We start from the raw sequence: 15,720 nt of genomic DNA, 5'->3' as shown, positions 1-15,720 counted from the left end.
GCACCGTCCAGAGCGGTCGCTCGAGGTCCAGCCCACGGAAACGGCGGGTCGTCCGTCAGCACCACGACCTACGCTGGGGACATGTCCACGACGATCGACCCCGCTGTCGCCGCGCAGGTCAACGCGCTCGCCGACCTGGCCCGGGTGGCCTCCCGGCGGCTTGCCCTGATGTCCCGCGCCGAGAAGGATGCGGCCCTGCTGCACCTCGCCGACGCCGTCGAAGCGGCCACGCCGGCCGTCATCGCCGCGAACGCCGAGGACCTCGAGCGGGGCCGCGCGCGGGGCATGAGCGAGAGCCTCCAGGACCGCCTGCGCCTCGACGAGGACCGCGTCGCCGCTGTCGCCCAGGCGCTGCGTGACGTCGCTGCCCTGCCTGACCCCGTCGGTGAGATCGTCCGCGGCTCCACCCTCGCCAACGGGCTGCAGATCCGCCAGGTGCGCGTGCCGATGGGGGTCATCGGCATGATCTACGAAGCCCGCCCCAACGTCACGGTCGACGCGGCCGGCCTCTGCCTCAAGTCCGGCAACGCCGTCATCCTGCGCGGCGGTTCGGCGGCTGCCAGCAGCAACCATGCCCTCGTCGAGGCCATGCGCAGCTCCCTTGCGGCACAAGGTCTTCCGGTCGAGGCCATTACCCTGCTCGAGGAGGGCGGGCGCGACGCCGCGCGCGCCCTCATGACGGCCCGCGGCCACGTCGACCTCGTGATCCCGCGGGGCGGCGCCGACCTCATCCAGACCGTCGTCACCGAGTCGACGGTGCCCGTCATCGAGACGGGTGTCGGGGTCTGCCACGTCTACGTCGACCGCGCCGCCGACCTCGACAAGGCGCAGGCGATCACGCTCAACGCCAAGACCCACCGGCCGAGCGTGTGCAACGCCGCCGAGTCGCTCCTCGTCCACAAGGACGTCGCCGCCGACTTCCTGCCGAAGGCACTGACCGACCTCGCGGGTGCGGGTGTGCGACTGCACGTGGCACCCGAGGTCGCCGACTACGCCGACGCGGCCGGGGCGGCATACGACCTCGCGAGCGAGCAAGACTTCGGCACGGAGTGGCACGGCCTGGAGATGAGCGTCGCGGTCGTCGACGACCTCGACGAGGCAGTCGAGCGGATCCGCCGTTTCGGCACCGGGCACACCGAGGCCATCGTCACCGAGGACCGCGGCGCGGCGCGGCGCTTCACGGCCGAGGTCGACGCGGCGGCGGTCATGGTCAACGCGAGCACCCGCTTCACCGACGGTGGCGAGTTCGGCTTCGGCGCAGAGATCGGCATCTCGACCCAGAAGCTGCACGCGCGCGGCCCCATGGCCCTGCCCGAGCTGACGACGACGAAGTGGATCGTCGAGGGCGACGGGCACATCCGCTGAGGCAGCACGGGGCACCGAGATCCGTCCGTGACACGGGTCGGCCACAGCCCCACGACAGGCCGTGCATAATGAGGCGCGATGGAAGCCACAGAGGTCCGTAAGCTCGCCCAGCTCGAGGATGGGCACTGGTGGTACCGGGAGCGCCGGCACCTGCTCGCCAAGGCGATCGCAGGGCTGACCCCGGGCCGCGCTCTCGACGTGGGCGCTGCCGGAGGCGGCAACACCCGCGTCCTGCGCGACCACGGCTGGCAGGCCGTCGCGCTCGAGTACGGCGCCGACGGCGCCGAGGTGGCGGCCGGCCGCGGCCTGGCCACGCTCCGCTCCGACGCGACGAAGCTGCCGCTCGCCGACAACAGTCTCGACCTCGTCGTCGCCTTCGACCTGCTCGAGCACCTCCACGACGACGACGCCGCGGTCGCCGAGGTGCACCGGGTCCTGCGACCGACGGGCACCTACCTCATCGCCGTGCCGGCCGATCCGCGCCTGTGGTCCGACCACGACGAGGCCGTCGATCACGTCCGCCGCTACACCCGTCCCGGGCTCGTCGACCTGCTCGAGCGCGGTCGCTTCCGGGTCGAGTCGGTGCAGTCGTGGAACGTCCTGCTTCGCCCCGTCGTCGCGATGCGGCGCAAGACGAGCACGGGCTCCGACCTCGACGACCTGCACCCGGTCGTCAACTTCGGGTTGCGCACCATCATCACGGCCGAGCGCTACCTGCCGGTCAAGGACCTGCCGGGAGTCAGCCTGCTCATGAGGGCCCGCCCGATCCCCTGACGAGCGGCCGGCGAGGGCAGCCGTAACCGCCGGTCACGGCCCAGCCGTGATCACCGGCCGGGGGCGCTCACCTTCGGACGCTGAGCCTCGACGAGGGTGTCGCGGATGCGGCCGTCGGCGGGGTTCGCCGGCAGCGGCGTGTCGGTGGGCCCGTGCTCGCCGTGCCCCGCGGTGAGCGAGTCGTAGGCGATGAAGTAGGTGGGCCGCCCCTGCATGTGCGCGTACATCCGCCCGATGTACTCCCCGAGGATGCCCACGCAGACGAGCTGCACCGCCCCGAAGGCCGACACGATCGCGACGGTCGAGGTCCAGCCTGCGACGGTGTGGCCCTGCGAGCGGGCGATCAAGGTGTAGAGGAAGAGGAGCACGGCGATGACGGCGCCGCCGAGGCCGGCGAAGGTCGCCATGCGCAGGGGGGCGGTCGAGAAGCCGGTCAGCGAGTCGAGCGAGAGCCGGATCATCTTGATGAGCGGGTACTTCGACGTGCCGGCAGCCCGCTCGTCACGCTTGTACTCGACCGTGTCGGAGGGGAACCCGAGCGCCGGCACGATGAAGCGCAGCACGCGGTTGTGCTCCGGCAGGCTGTTGATGGCATCGACGGTGGCGCGCGACATGAGCCGGAAGTCGCCGGCGTCGGCGTGGGCCTTGGTCTGAGACATGACGGTGATGAGGCGGTAGAACGCCTGGGCTGAGGCCCGCTTGAACCACGTGTCGGTCGACCGGTCGTTGCGCACGCCGTAGACGACGTCGACACCGTCGTCCTTCGCCGCCGCGAGCATCTGGGGGATGACCTCGGGCGGGTCCTGCAGGTCGGCGTCGAGCGTCACGACGTAGTCGCCGAGGGCGCTGACGAGGCCGGCGGAGATGGCGGCCTGGTGCCCGGCGTTGGCGCGCAGCCGCACGACCCGAAGCGCCGGCCACTCGCGGTGGTAGCGCTGCAGGAGCGCGGCGGTGAGATCCGAGCTGCCGTCGTCGACGGCGACGACCTCGTAGCGAACGCCCATCCCGTCGAGGAGAGGGCGCAGCCGCTCGACGAGCAGAGGGAGCACCTCCTGCTCGTTGTACATCGGGATGACGACGGACAACTCCGGGACCATGGGGTCCAGCCTACGGCCGCTCGTGAGGTGCGGCTGTCACGTTGCTGTCCTGCCGCTGTGCCCCCGCGGGCGCCTCCCGAAACGTAACGTGGCCCCCCGTGACCTCCGCTCCCGCCCCGACCCCAGCAGGTATGCCGTCCGGCCGGCCCCCGCTCGGGGCCCCCGTGCTCGGCCGCTTCACGAAGTGGGGAGAGGGACGACACTGGGAGTGGGTCGGTCGCTACCTCGGGGCGGACGAGTTCGGGCACTGGTGGTACGCCCCCGTCGGCACGCGCTGCGTCCGCCCGGGGGTCGACTTCGTCGAGACCGACGGCTGGGTCTCCTTCGTCCCGCACGAAGGGGCGTATGCCGCCGGCTTCTACCCGGCGCACCGCCACCTCAGCGTCTACGTCGACATGACGACGGAGCCGGTGTGGCAGCGGCGCGCCGTCGTGGACGACGGGCCGGAGTGGGAGGTGACCATGGTCGATCTCGACCTCGACGTCGTGCTCACCAGCGAGGGCCATCTCTTCGTCGACGACGAGGACGAGTTCGCCGAGCACCAGATCTCCCTGCGCTACCCACCCGAGATCGTCACGCTCGCCGAGCTCTGGCGCGACCGAGTGCTCGCGGCGGTGGCGGCCGGTGACGAGCCGTTCGGGTCGGTCGGCCACGAGTGGCTGCGGAGAGCCCCCGAGGAAGCTCGCAGGGCTTCTCCGCAGGGCGGCGCGCTGAGCGTCGTCGCTGCCGGTAGGCTGACCGTATGTCTGATCGTGTCCTCGCACTCGTCGCCGAGGGGGAGGAAGCCGCCCGCGAGCTCCCCATGCCGGTGATCGCCTACTTCCTCATCGCCTTCGCGGTCTTCCTCGTGCTGCTCGCCATCACGTGGAGCTTCCGCAACACGGCCGCCAAGGTCGGCTCGCCGCGCCGCGCGCCGGGTGCCGGCACCGCCCGCGGGCACGACACCGACGGGCACCAGCACTGAGCATGCGCCTCGGGGTCATGGGCGGGACGTTCGACCCGATCCACCATGGCCACCTCGTCGCCGCCAGCGAGGTGCAGTCGCTGTTCGACCTCGACGAGGTGCTCTTCGTGCCCACGGGAGAGCCGTGGCAGAAGGCGGACCGGCACGTGTCGCCTGCCGAGCACCGCTACCTCATGACGGTCATCGCGACGGCGTCGAACCCGCGCTTCACGGTCAGCCGGGTCGACATCGACCGGCCCGGCCCGACCTACACGATCGACACCCTGCGCGACATCCGCGCGGAGCGTCCTGGCGACGAGCTGTTCTTCATCACCGGCGCCGACGCCCTCGCCGAGATCCTCTCGTGGAAGGACGCGGAGCAGCTCTGGGACCTCGCCCACTTCATCGGGGTCACCCGGCCGGGGCACGAGCTGTCTGACAAGGGGCTTCCCGAGCACCGCGTCACGCTCCAGGAGGTGCCCGCCATGGCGATCAGCTCCACCGACTGCCGCGCTCGCGTGGCCGACGGCGAGCCGGTCTGGTACCTCGTGCCCGACGGGGTCGTCCAGTACATCAACAAGTATCGGCTCTATGCCGACCCACGGGGGGCTCCGCCCCCCGTGCACCCCCCGAACGACCACTACCCACACGGGGCTCCGCTCCCTGTGCACCGCCAGACCCACCAGCAGAAGGACCACGCCCTTCTGCCGCAAGGAGATTCGTGACTGCCGCCCAACACTCGCTCCAGCTTGCCAAGGTCGCCGCCCTGGCCGCCGAGGACAAGATCGCCGAGAAGGTGATGGCGATCGACGTGAGTGACCAGATGCCGCTCACCGACGTCTTCGTCATTGCCTCCGCCCCCTCCGAGCGCCAGGTCGGCGCCATCGTCGACGAGGTCGAGGACCGCCTCCGCGAGCTCGGCAGCAAGCCGCTTCGCCGCGAGGGCGAGCGCGAGGGCCGCTGGGTCCTCATCGACTTCGGCGACATCATCGTCCACGTGCAGCACGAGGAGGAGCGCGACTACTACGCCCTCGAGCGGCTGTGGAAGGACTGCCCCGAGATCGACCTCTCGGGCATCGAGCCGCTGCCGCGTCCCGTCAAGGCCGCCACCGAAGACGACAGCGACGCGTGAGCCCGGTGCCCGGCGGTCCGCCACCGCGGCGGATCGTCGTGATGCGGCACGCCGAGACGGTCGACAACGCCGCCCGCATCTGGCAGGGGCACCGGGACTCGGCGCTCTCCGACCGCGGCGTCGAGCAGGTCGCGGCGGCCGCACCGCACGTCGCGGCATACGGCCCTGTCGTCATCGTCTCGAGCGACCTGCGTCGCGCGGTCTCGACGGCGAAGGCGGTGAGCGCGCTCACCGGGCTGCCGCTGCGCCTCGACGAGCGGCTGCGTGAGGTGCACGTGGGGGAGTGGCAGGGGATGCACGTCGACGACGTGCACGAGCGTTACCCGGAGCTCGTCGCTGCGCTCGACCGCGGTGAGGACGTCCGCAAGGGCGTCAGCGGCGAGACCCGGCAGGACGTCGCGGCACGGGCGGGCGCGGCGCTGCGCGAGGTCGCCGACGGCCTCGCGGCCGGCGAGACTGCGCTCGTCGTCGCGCACGGCGTCTCGGCCCGGGTGGGCGTGAGCGACCTTGTCGGTCTCGACCAGGACGTCTCCGACCGCATCTTCCGCGGCCTCGACAACTGCCACTGGATCGAGCTCGTCGAGGCGGGCAAGAGCTTCTCGGCGACCGCGCGCTGGCGCATCGCGGGCTGGAACCTCGGACCCTGGACGGCCTGAACGGGTCTCGTCCGTGGGCTCGTTCGGTCCTCGGTCACTCCTCGGTCACTCCTCGATCACTGCTCGATGACGCCTCGATGACGGCTCGATCGGTGGCCCGGGAGGCGCCGCGCCCCGATTTGGGATCGGGCCCGACGACCCGCTATTGTTACGCAGTCGCCTCAGCGGGGCGGCACCCGAAAGGGGCTGTGGCGCAGCTGGTAGCGCACCTCCATGGCATGGAGGGGGTCAGGGGTTCGAGTCCCCTCAGCTCCACCGAAGTCGAAGGGCCGGACGCGATCGCGTCCGGCCCTTCGTCGTTCCCCGCACCCTCTCAGGGACGCGGGCGCGACGTCACGACGTCGATGCGGTTGGTCCGCCAGTCGGCCACCGCCTCCGTCGAGCGCGGCGGCAGCCGGCGGGTGGTGACGCTGCCGAGCATGCGCTCGAGGGTCGACCTCGGCGTGTAGGCCGATCGCGTGGTCATGCCGCCCGTCCCGTCACCACCGTCCGAGCCCGGCACCGTGCTCACCGCGAGGTCGCCCTGCTGGAGCGACCGCGGGTCGAACTCCATCGTGCTCGTCACGACGATGAGGCGGTCGGTCACCGTGACGACGCCCTCCTTCCAGAGGACGTCCGGGACCTCGCCGCCGAGCTCGAGACTCGTCTTCTCGCCAGGCGCCAGCGCGACCCGGCCCGCAGCGAAGGCATCGGTGTAGATGCCGTACGAGTCGGTGAGGTCGAGCAGTGCGGCCCAGAGCGGCTCCTTGGTCGTGTTCTCGAGCGTCACTGTGAACTTCGGCGGCTTGTCGTCGACGTAGGCGATCTCGACCGTGCCCTCGTCGTCGGTGCTCCCGTCGGCAGTGACGACGCTGACATGCATGGCGTTCGTCGCGAGCCGGCTCGTCGGGTTCGTGAGCCCGGAGAGGCGCAACCACCGAGCCACGTGCTCTAGCGCAGCGATGGTGCGCCCCTCGCGCCCCTCTCCTGCGACGACCGGGACGAGCGGCCGCACGAGCCCGGGGCGGGTGATGACGAAGCCTGCGGCGGTCGCCTCGACCTGCAGGTCAGGAGGCGGCGCCGTGGCCGACGCCTCGATGAGGTCGATGAGCGTCGAGTCGGCGTTGTCGGCCGCTGACCGCAGCGCAGTCGTGCCCGCAGCGTCGCCGGCCACGGCGACCGCCAGAGGCTTGAGCGGGATGGACGTCATCACCGCGCGGTAGATCGACGAGGGGTCGAGCTCGGGAGTCACCGTCACGACAGAGCGGTCTGGCAGCACCCTCGTCACGATCGCTGTCGCAAGCGGCTGGCCACGTCCGGCCGCCGACAGCGCATAGATCGCGAGCTCGGTCGTGTCGGTCGTCTCACCGATCGTGATGGGCTCGGGTACGCCGTGCACCGCCCCGGAGTCGATGACCCATCCCTCCGGGCGATGGCTCAGGGTGAGGGGCCGCGGCGTGTCGGGGATGGAGCCCCCGAGGAAGGGCCGGTCGAGCTCGCTCGAGTCGACCGTCTCGAACTGCGGGTGCTGGTCGCGCACGGTCGTCGTCACCTGCGAGGTCACCATGAGCAGCAGGTCGCGGTAGGACGGTGTGTCCTCCGACTGCAGGAGGGTCTTCTCGAGGGCCGCCGACATCGCGCCGCGGTGCTGGCCCTGCGTCCGGATCTCCTTGGCCTTCTCGGAGGAGCGACACGCCGCGAGCAGCACGTGGCGACCCGCCGGCGGTGTCCACCGTTCGCGCGGGGCCTGGTCGAGGTCGCGGGTCGTCGAGCCGTCCGCCGCGGCCGCGGCCTGGGCGGCGGCCTGCTCGACGGTGCCGGTGAGGAAGCTCTCGATCGGCCGGTGACGGGAGTCCGGCGGTGCCTGCCGCACCACCTCGTCGACGTCGCGGGTCGCGTCGCCGGAGTGGCAGCAGTCGAGCACGACGAGCAGGTGGCAGCCGCTCGCCGCGACCTGCGCGATGAGCACCGCGAGCTCCTTGTCGGCGAGGTCCCAGCCGCCCGGCTCGCGGCTGTCGACGAGCACGAGCGTCTCGTTCTGGTGGTCGGGCTCGAAGGGCCACAGCTCCTCGGGAGCGTCCTGGTGGGCGCCGTGTCCGCTGTAGTAGAAGAGCGCGACGTCCTCGGGCCCGGCCTGCCCGAGCAGTCTCGTGAACTCCGTGGTCACGGCCGCACGGGTCGCGTCCTCGTCGGTGACCGTCACGAGGCTGAGGTCCTCGGCTGCGACCCGGCCCTGGAGCACCGCGGTGAAAGCGGTGACGTCGTTGACACACCCCGACAGCTGCGGCACGACCCCGGTGTAGGCGTCGATGCCGACGAGCAGCGCGTAGACGTGGCCGGCCATGGTGGTGCTCCTACTCGTCGAGGGACAGGATGGTCGTCTGCCAGGATCCGGGGTGGAGCTCGCGCCCCGCGCTCCACTCCGGACAGCCACTGAGGGTCGTGGGGGAGGCCCCTCCGGGGTTGCCGTCCGTGGCGAGCACACACAGGGCCACGACGGTGTTGGCCTTCGGAACCTTCGCCTGGCCCAGTGTCCGCCACGGGATGCGCGCCTCGAGCACGTAGCCGTCCACGCCGCGCACGACCTGGGCCACCACCTCGGGGGCGGCGGTGAAGCCCGTGAGCTCTTTGTCGTTGGCCCGTGACGCCGAGATGCCCTGCGTGGTCACGGCCAGCGTCACGGCCGAGTCACCAAGCCTGCCCTGGTCGGTGGTCTGCAGTCGCCGGGCATCATTGCCGAAGAGCACCGTGACGCCGTCGACGAGGAGGTATGCCGTGTCGGGCGTCACGGTGTCGGCGCGGGGTGTGCCGTCCTGCACCTTGGCGTAGAGATAGAGGCCGTTGTTGTCCCAGCGTGCCTTCCACGACGCGTGCTGCGCCACTGCCGTGCCCTCGCCGGCGGCAGCCGGGATCGGGTGGCTGGTGCCGTCCGTCCACTCGGTGAACGCTCCGTCGATGCGAGGTGTGTCGAGGGCGCAAGCGATGTTGACCGACTGCGCAACCGAACCGCTCGAGGTGACTGACGGACCGCAGGCGTCGGCATAGGGACCGACGCGCACGATCCACCACACGAGCGCGCCGACGCCGAGGACGAGGACAAGGCCCAGGGCGATGAGCCACCGCCGGAGCCAGCGAAAGCCCTTGCTGGGCTCGCGGGGAGTGCCGACCACCAGCAACAGCCTGCGCAGCCTCTCCTGCAGGGAGGGGCGGGCTGCCGGTGCGGCTGGAGTTGGGGCCGGCGGCATGACCGGAGGTGGGTGGGCGGCGGTGCTGACGGCTGGGTTCGGTGCGGGCGGCGTGGTCGCCACCAGCGGTTGGGCGCCGGGACGCTCGAGATCGTCGAGCAGCTGCTGGACGTCGCGGTGGCCCGGCTCCTCGAGAGCCACCTGCTCAAGCAGCGGCCGCGCGATGTCGCGCCTGCCTGCCGCGAGAGCGGCGACGGCAGCGTCGTAGAGCGAGGCGACGCGCCGGTCGGCGGCAGCCGACGAGAGCGGGGCCGGCCCCGTCTCGACGCGACCGGTCGGCCCGGGCGCTGCGGGGGAGCCGATGACGCTGAAGGGCTGTCCGGTCTCAGACCTCAGCAGGACTGGAGTGCCCCACTCGGCTGCCTCGTCCGACACCGCCATCGCCTTGCGGACCTCGCAGAGCGTGGCCTCGATGCCGAGGCCCCGGGTGAGGAACCAGTAGAACTGGTGGCTGAAGTCGAGAGCAGCGCGGTCGGAGATCTCGGACTGCATGGCCACGACGGCCGGAAGGCCCTGCCTCACGAGGGCCTGCGCCACGCCGGAGAAGGCGTCACGGCTGCTCGTGCGGGCACCCTCGCAGGCGTTGAGGACGGCGAGCTGGAGGCTGCTGGCATCGTGCAGCAACGTTCCCAGCCGGGCGCCCGAGACGAAGTGGGGTCCGCCGTCGTCCTCGCGTTCGAGGGCGAGGACACCCTCCTGCGTGCCGTCGTCGAAGCCGCCGTGTCCGATGAAGTGGAAGACGTGGACGTCCTGCAGCAGCGCTCGCTGCAGGTTGGACAAGGTGGCCTCGGTGAGCACCACGAGCTCGAGCAGGCCTGACCCCACGAGGTCCTCGGTCGTGAGGCGCAGCAGACGCTCCTCCCGCTCGACGTCGAGCGGAGCCAGCCCGGCAGGGCTCGAGATCATGACGAGCGCCCGCAGCGGCGGGGTCACGGTGACGGCCGGGGCCGGATCTGCCGACGAGAGCACCCGCACGACCGGGGTCTTCTTCGACAGCGTGAGGAAGCGCTCCAGCCCGCTGTCGTAGAGGTACTCCCACGGCAGCCCGTCGAGGTCCGGCACCGCCTCGAGCCGCAGCCGGATGCGCAGCTCGGAGCCGTCCCGCACGCAGCTGGCCAAACTCTCGCGAAACACCGTTCCGACGTCGCCGGCGAAGAGGGCGTCAGAGAGCTGCTGGCCGAAGGCGCGCACTTCGGTGACGCGGCCCTCGACAGGCACGAGCCGGCGGGACACGACCCGGGGAGGCCCGACCGCGTTGAGGAAGCGCGCGATCTCCAGAGGAGTGAAGGGGTTCACGAAGGTGGCCGACGCGGTGCCGGCGGGCGACGAGAGGACCCGGACGGCATACGCCGGCGGGGCGCCGACGATCTCGATGTCGAAGTCTGCGTGGCTGCTGCCCATCGGGGCGCTCCTTCCGTCAGGTCAGGAGCCCGCCGAGTCGGCGAGGACGAGGGGCTGCCAGCGGGCGGGCTGGCCGTTGCCGGTGCGCACCGGGTTGGTGCTGATCATCCGGGCGAGCTGCCACGTCGTGGAGGAGTCGGCGGCGTCGCTGACGTTGACGTTCATCGCCCAGATCGACCCGCGGGCCGGGGGAGTGACCAGGCCCACGTCGGACCACGGCACCGCCATCTCGACCTCGTAGCCGCCGGGCCGGTCCGTGCGGGAGAGCACGACGTTGGTCAGGCGCCCACCGTCTCGGATCGCCCCCGCGTTGGCCATGTTGAACGACGCGAGGCCACCGAGGGGGGTGACGCCGACCATGACGTGGTAGTCCTTGCCGGAGCGCGGCTTCGTCGATGCCGGAAGGGTCGACACGTCGGGCCCGAACTCGAAGCTGACCCCGTCGCCCTTCCAGAACTCCGTCGGCTTCGCGGCATCGACATGGCGCCGGTTGGCGTCGTCGACGCTGAGGTGCAGGTAGAGGAAGCGCGAGTCCCACTGGCCCTGCCACGTGGCTTGGAGGTCGTCGGGAGCGGGCGCCGGCGGGGCCGGGAAGACCTGGGTCGCGAGCTGCCCCTCGGGCACGCCCGCCCAGTCGGCGAAGCTCCCGTCGATGACGGGCGCGGTCGTCGCGCAGCCGAGGGTGAGGGCACCGGCGGGCACCGGGGGGAAGGCGCCGCCGCCCGGGCCGCACGCCTTGGCGACCGACGACGCGGACGAGTCCCACCAGACGATCGCCCCGACCGCGATCGCGAGCACCCCGAGCACCGCGCCGACCCACATGAGGATGCGCCGTATGCGGCTCGGCCGGGGCTGCTCCGAGCCACCGCCCGTGCCACCGCCCGTGCCACCGCCCGTGCCGCTCGTTCCCTTGGTGTCGCTCGCGTCGGTCGTGTCGGGCCGTGTTGGATGCTCAGATGTCTGCCTTTCGCTGTGTCGCGAATCCGTTTGCGGCACAGGGTCGGTGACGAACGGCGCTGCTTCGGCCGAAAGGCCGTCCTCGGTCCGGGGCCGGATGCGCTGGAGGAGCTGCGTCGCGTCGCGGAAGTCGGGGCTCTCCGTGGTGATCTGCTCGAGCAGCGGCTGCGCCGTCGCCGTCGCACCCGTGCTGATGGCGACCTGCGCCGCGTCGTAGAGGGACTGGAGCCGGCTCTGCGGCGAGGAGACCGTCGGCCCGGTCGAGGTGAAGGTGAAGGGCTGGTCGGTGCCGGACCTCAGCAGCACGGCGGTGCCCCACTCGGAGGCCTCGTCGGAGACCGCCATCGCCTTGCGCACCTCGCAGATGGCGGCGTCGATGCCGAGCCCCTGCGTGAGGAACCAGTAGAACTCGTGGCTGAAGACGAGCGCGGCACGGTCGCTGATCTCGGTCTGCATCGCGACGACAGCGGGAAGTCCCTGGCGCACGAGTGCCTGCCCGACGCCGGAGAAGGCGTCGCGGCCGGAGGTGCGGGCGCCCTCGCACGCGTTGAGGACAGCGAGCTGCAGGTTGCGGGCGTCGTGCAGCAGCGTGCCGAGCCGGTTGCCCGAGACGCGGTGGCTCGTGCCGTCCTCCTTCTCGAGGACGAGCACCCCCTCCTGCGCGTCGTCGTCGAAGCCTCCGTGGCCGATGAAGTGGAAGACGTGGTAGTCGCCGAGGAGCGCCCGCTGCAGCTCCGTGAGCGTCGCGGTGTCGAGGACGGTGACGGACAGCTGCCCGCTGGCCACCATGTCGGCGGTCGTGGCGAGGAGCAGCTGCTTCTCCCGGTCGACGGCGAGCTCAGGCATGTCGGACGGGCTCGAGATCATGACGAGCACCCGCAGCGGAGCCGCGACGGTGACTGACGGGGGCCGCTTGAGCGAGTCGAGCAGCCGCACCACAGGCGTCTCCTGCGACAGGGTGAGGAAGCGCTCGAGCCGGCTGTCGTAGAGGTACTCCCACGGCACGGAGTCGAGCTCCGGCACGGCGTCGAGGCGCAGCCTGACCCGCAGGTCCTTGCCCTGCGACCCGGCCGTGTCGAGGCTCTTCGTGAAGGCCTCGAGCACCGGCCCCGTGAGGAGGGCGTCACCGAGCTTGCGCCCGTAGTCCTTGACCCCGCCCACCCGCGTCGCGACCGGGACGAGCCGGCGCGAGGCGACGCGCGGAGGTCCTACCGCGATCATGAACTGCGCGAGCTCCGTTCCGATGAAGGGCAGCTCGAAGGGGGCCGACGCCTCGCCAGCGGGCGAGGAGACGACGCGGACGGCATACGCCGACCCGTCGCGGGTCAGCGCGAGATCGAAATCGAGATAGTCACGGCTCATGGCAGTCCTCACTCCGCAGGAACCGCACCTTGCAGCAGACAGTACGCCGGGGCGACCGCCCTGATACCGAATATGTAGAATGGTCACGAGCGCGCGGATGCGCTCGCGGACGAGGGAGCCGTACCCGCCCAGCGACAAGACGGCCAGATCGGGTAGTCATGTTCTGGCTCGTCCTCATCCTGTCCGGCGCGCTCGAAGCGGTCTGGGCCACGGCGCTCGCCGCCTCCGACGGCTTCCGGCGGCCCCGCCCGACAGTGCTTTTCGCCGTCGCGCTCGTGCTCAGCATGGCTGGGCTCGCGTGGGCGATGACAGGCCTGCCGGCCGGCACCGCGTATGCCGTGTGGGTCGGGATCGGGGCCGTCGGCACCGTGCTGCTGGCCGTTGCCCGCCGCGAGGAGCGGCTCGACCTCGCGCGCGGACTGCTGCTCCTCGTGCTCGTCGGGTGCGTCGCCGGTCTCAAGGCGGTGGCGTGATGCCGTGGCTCGTGCTGCTCGCCAGTGCCGTCCTCGAGGCCGTCTGGGCCTCGGCGCTCGCCGCCTCCGACGGCCTCAGCCTCCTCGTGCCCTCGGTCGTCTTCCTCGTCGCCGGCGCGCTGTCGATGCTGGGGCTCGCCCACGCGGTGCGGACCATCCCCATCGGCACGGCGTATGCCGTGTGGACCGGCATCGGTGCCGCGCTCACCGTGACGTGGGCGATGACCTTCGGGGACGAGCCCTTCTCCCTCGTCAAGGTCTTCCTGCTCGCGGGGATCGTCGGTGCGGTCATCGGGCTGAAGCTCGTGGGCCACACCTCGACGGGGACGGCGGCGAAGGCATCGGCCAAGCCATCGACGCCGGAGGGCCCCCGCCCATAGGGTCGCGAGCATGGGTTCGTGGTGGTTGGAGGCCCTCGGCTGGGCCGGTTCGGCGGTGCTCGTCTGGTCGCTGCTGCAGACCCAGCTGCGACGCCTGCGCGTCATCAACCTCATCGGCTGCGTCGTGCTCATCGTCTACAACCTCGCCAACCAGGTGTGGCCGATGGTCGGGCTCAACATCGTGCTCGCCGCCATCAACATCACCTACCTCGTGCGGATGTCTCGCGAGAAGCACGACGCCACCGCCTACGAGGTGCTCGAGGTGGCCGGCGACGACACCTACCTGCGCCGTGTGCTGCGCGTGCACGAGGCCGACATCCGGCAGTTCAACCCCGAGTTCGTGCACGACCCCTTCGCGGGTGACCCGTGCTTTCTCGTGCTCAAGGGCGACGAGACCGTCGGTGCGGTCATCCTGCGCGACGCGGGGTCCGGCACGGCCCAGCTCCTGCTCGACTGGGTGACGCCGCGCTACCGCGACTACTCACCGGGGGAGTTCGTCTTCGGCCCCGAGGGCCCCTTCCGGCGACGCGGCTTCAGCCGGGTCCTCACGCCCGCCGGCATGGTCGACCCCTACTACGAGCGTCTCGGCTTCCGCCGTGACGGCAACGCCTTCGTCCTCTGACGGAGCCTCGGCCCGGCCGGCCAGCGCGATGCACCCGGCCAGGGTCATGACGAAGCCGGCCAGTGCCACCGGGGCCCAGCCGGGGCGCACGCCGTCGCCGAGCCAGACGATGCCGATCGCGGCCGGGACGGTCGTCTCCGCAGCGAAGGTCAGTGCGGCGACCGTCGTGACACGACCGCGCACCAGGGCGACGGCGTAGCAGACCGTGGCGAGGGCCGCGTGCGCGCCGAGGGCCCAGGCGGTCGGGTCGCCGATCAGGTGCCACCACGGCGTCGGCACGTCGATGACGCGGGCCGCGACCCCGACCCCGCCGAAGCCCAGGCCAGCGCCGATGCTCAGCAGGACCGCAGCGCGCCCGCGGTTCCGGTCGAGCAGGCCCACCGCGAGCACGACGCCGACGACGACCGCGGAGACGAGCAGCCACCACCCGATGGCGCCGCCCGGTGAGAGCGCCGGCCCCTCCTGTGCGGCCGCGGCGAGAGCGACGAGCCCGAGTGCCACGGCGCCCAGGGCGACGACCTCCCGGCTCTGCAACCGGACGTGCAGCACGACGACGGAGAGCACGGCGGTGACGGCGACCGACGACGCGATCGCCGACTCGACGAGGAAGAGCGGCAGGGTGCGCAGGGCGAGAACCGAGGCGAGGAAGCCCGCGGCGTCGAGCACGAGCCCCGCCGGATAGAGCCAGCCGGTCGCGACCCGCTCCCGCAAGGGCGTGCGAGGGGGCAGGGCAGCGAGCCGTCGCACGCCGATCGCCTGGAGGATCGTCGCGGACCCGTAGGCGACGGCCGCGACGAAGGCTCCGAGCAGTCCGAGGCTCACAGGCCCATCGTGCCAAGACGCGCTGGGAGCGTCATGGGCGGCATACGGCAGGGTCGTGTGGTGCGGGGCTCAGCTCAGGCGAGCCGCTGGCACTTGCTGAGGAAGCGGTCGGGGTCGACGACGGCGCGGTGCACCTCGCCCCGGGCGATCTCCTCGCCGTCCGACTCCTTGACGACGACGTGGCACACGAGGCGGCGGCCGTCGTTGATCGGCTCGGCACAGAGCACGGTGATCTCGGCGCCCACGGGGCTGCCCTTGACGTGCTCGATCCTGACCATGGTGCCGACCGTCGTGTGGTCGGCATCGATCTGCTGCTGGCACACCTGGAAGGCGGCGCTCTCGCACCAGGCGATGAGGCGGGGCGTGGCCAGCACCTCGAGGTCACCGCTGCCGACACTCGACGAGGTGTCGTCGGCGGTCACCGTGTGGTGGAACTTGCGCATGGGCATTGCTCGAGTCTTGCAGAGAATCGCCGTGCCGCCGATTCGGTGAGCCCTCGTGCCCAGCAGGTG

The 15,720-nt window shown here is 71.5% G+C and carries 15 protein-coding genes, 1 tRNA gene and 1 riboswitch; of the genes, 11 read left to right on the top strand and 5 right to left on the bottom strand.

The window, feature by feature from the left end:
• The first annotated feature begins 81 nt into the window (after positions 1-81).
• Together FHX52_RS07575 and FHX52_RS07570 are read left to right on the top strand one after the other, a co-directional pair.
• Positions 82-1,365, top strand: a complete 1,284-nt coding sequence (locus FHX52_RS07575) for a glutamate-5-semialdehyde dehydrogenase (RefSeq protein ID WP_141821308.1) — start codon at positions 82-84, stop codon at positions 1,363-1,365.
• 78 nt (positions 1,366-1,443) lie between these two features.
• Positions 1,444-2,139, top strand: coding sequence for a class I SAM-dependent methyltransferase (locus tag FHX52_RS07570; RefSeq protein ID WP_141821306.1), 696 nt, complete (start codon positions 1,444-1,446; stop codon positions 2,137-2,139).
• Between the two features lie 50 nt (positions 2,140-2,189).
• Here FHX52_RS07570 and FHX52_RS07565 read toward each other — a convergent pair whose 3' ends face one another.
• Positions 2,190-3,236 carry a glycosyltransferase family 2 protein gene (locus tag FHX52_RS07565; protein WP_141821304.1) on the bottom strand — a complete coding sequence of 349 codons (1,047 nt, stop codon included), beginning with the start codon at positions 3,234-3,236 and terminating at the stop codon, positions 2,190-2,192.
• Positions 3,237-3,334: 98 nt separating this feature from the next.
• On the opposite strand from FHX52_RS07565, the gene FHX52_RS07560 reads away from it, so the two are divergent.
• The 6 genes from FHX52_RS07560 (at position 3,335) to FHX52_RS07535 (ending at position 6,222) form a co-directional block, all read left to right on the top strand.
• Positions 3,335-4,048 carry a ribonuclease FAU-1 family protein gene (locus tag FHX52_RS07560; protein ID WP_141821302.1) on the top strand — a complete coding sequence of 238 codons (714 nt, stop codon included), beginning with the start codon at positions 3,335-3,337 and terminating at the stop codon, positions 4,046-4,048.
• Positions 4,039-4,200, top strand: a complete 162-nt coding sequence (locus FHX52_RS07555; RefSeq protein ID WP_185747113.1) for a hypothetical protein — start codon at positions 4,039-4,041, stop codon at positions 4,198-4,200. Before FHX52_RS07560 ends, FHX52_RS07555 begins: the two co-directional genes overlap by 10 nt.
• 17 nt (positions 4,201-4,217) lie before the next feature.
• Complete coding sequence (nadD, locus tag FHX52_RS07550) at positions 4,218-4,904, top strand: nicotinate-nucleotide adenylyltransferase (RefSeq protein WP_246069911.1); 687 nt, start codon at positions 4,218-4,220, stop codon at positions 4,902-4,904.
• Complete coding sequence (gene rsfS, locus FHX52_RS07545; RefSeq protein ID WP_141821298.1) at positions 4,901-5,311, top strand: ribosome silencing factor; 411 nt, start codon at positions 4,901-4,903, stop codon at positions 5,309-5,311. Before nadD ends, rsfS begins: the two co-directional genes overlap by 4 nt.
• Complete coding sequence (locus tag FHX52_RS07540; protein ID WP_246069662.1) at positions 5,308-5,967, top strand: histidine phosphatase family protein; 660 nt, start codon at positions 5,308-5,310, stop codon at positions 5,965-5,967. Before rsfS ends, FHX52_RS07540 begins: the two co-directional genes overlap by 4 nt.
• Positions 5,968-6,149: 182 nt before the next feature.
• A tRNA-Ala gene (locus FHX52_RS07535) sits at positions 6,150-6,222 on the top strand.
• Positions 6,223-6,280: 58 nt separating this feature from the next.
• Here the strand turns inward: FHX52_RS07535 and FHX52_RS07530 are convergent.
• Genes FHX52_RS07530 through FHX52_RS07520 form a run of 3 tightly spaced genes read right to left on the bottom strand, consistent with a single transcriptional unit; the run spans position 6,281 to position 12,911 of the window.
• Positions 6,281-8,290, bottom strand: a complete 2,010-nt coding sequence (locus FHX52_RS07530) for a caspase family protein (protein ID WP_141821296.1) — start codon at positions 8,288-8,290, stop codon at positions 6,281-6,283.
• Positions 8,291-8,300: 10 nt separating this feature from the next.
• Positions 8,301-10,592, bottom strand: a complete 2,292-nt coding sequence (locus tag FHX52_RS07525) for a CHAT domain-containing protein (RefSeq protein ID WP_141821294.1) — start codon at positions 10,590-10,592, stop codon at positions 8,301-8,303.
• Between the two features lie 21 nt (positions 10,593-10,613).
• On the bottom strand, positions 10,614-12,911 hold the full coding sequence (locus FHX52_RS07520; RefSeq protein WP_141821292.1) for a CHAT domain-containing protein: 2,298 nt from the start codon (positions 12,909-12,911) through the stop codon (positions 10,614-10,616).
• 84 nt (positions 12,912-12,995) lie between these two features.
• Positions 12,996-13,060, top strand: a riboswitch (guanidine-III (ykkC-III) riboswitch).
• 9 nt (positions 13,061-13,069) lie between these two features.
• On the opposite strand from FHX52_RS07520, the gene FHX52_RS07515 reads away from it, so the two are divergent.
• Genes FHX52_RS07515 through FHX52_RS07505 form a run of 3 tightly spaced genes read left to right on the top strand, consistent with a single transcriptional unit; the run spans position 13,070 to position 14,386 of the window.
• Positions 13,070-13,384, top strand: coding sequence for a DMT family transporter (locus FHX52_RS07515; RefSeq protein WP_141821290.1), 315 nt, complete (start codon positions 13,070-13,072; stop codon positions 13,382-13,384).
• Positions 13,384-13,764 (top strand): DMT family transporter, encoded by a 381-nt coding sequence (locus FHX52_RS07510; RefSeq protein ID WP_141821288.1) that lies wholly within the window; start codon positions 13,384-13,386, stop codon positions 13,762-13,764. Before FHX52_RS07515 ends, FHX52_RS07510 begins: the two co-directional genes overlap by 1 nt.
• Positions 13,765-13,774: 10 nt before the next feature.
• Positions 13,775-14,386, top strand: coding sequence for a YgjV family protein (locus tag FHX52_RS07505; RefSeq protein WP_141821286.1), 612 nt, complete (start codon positions 13,775-13,777; stop codon positions 14,384-14,386).
• Between the two features lie 896 nt (positions 14,387-15,282).
• On the opposite strand, the gene FHX52_RS07495 is transcribed toward FHX52_RS07505, so the two are convergent.
• Entirely contained in the window at positions 15,283-15,657 is a 375-nt protein-coding gene (locus tag FHX52_RS07495; protein ID WP_141821284.1) for a thioesterase family protein, read from the bottom strand.
• Positions 15,658-15,720 lie beyond the last annotated feature (63 nt).

Source organism: Humibacillus xanthopallidus (genome assembly GCF_006717145.1).
Taxonomy (GTDB): domain Bacteria; phylum Actinomycetota; class Actinomycetes; order Actinomycetales; family Dermatophilaceae; genus Humibacillus; species Humibacillus xanthopallidus.
The sequence above is the reverse complement of the archived record's forward strand: the minus strand, read 5'-3'. Positions and strand labels throughout refer to the sequence as shown.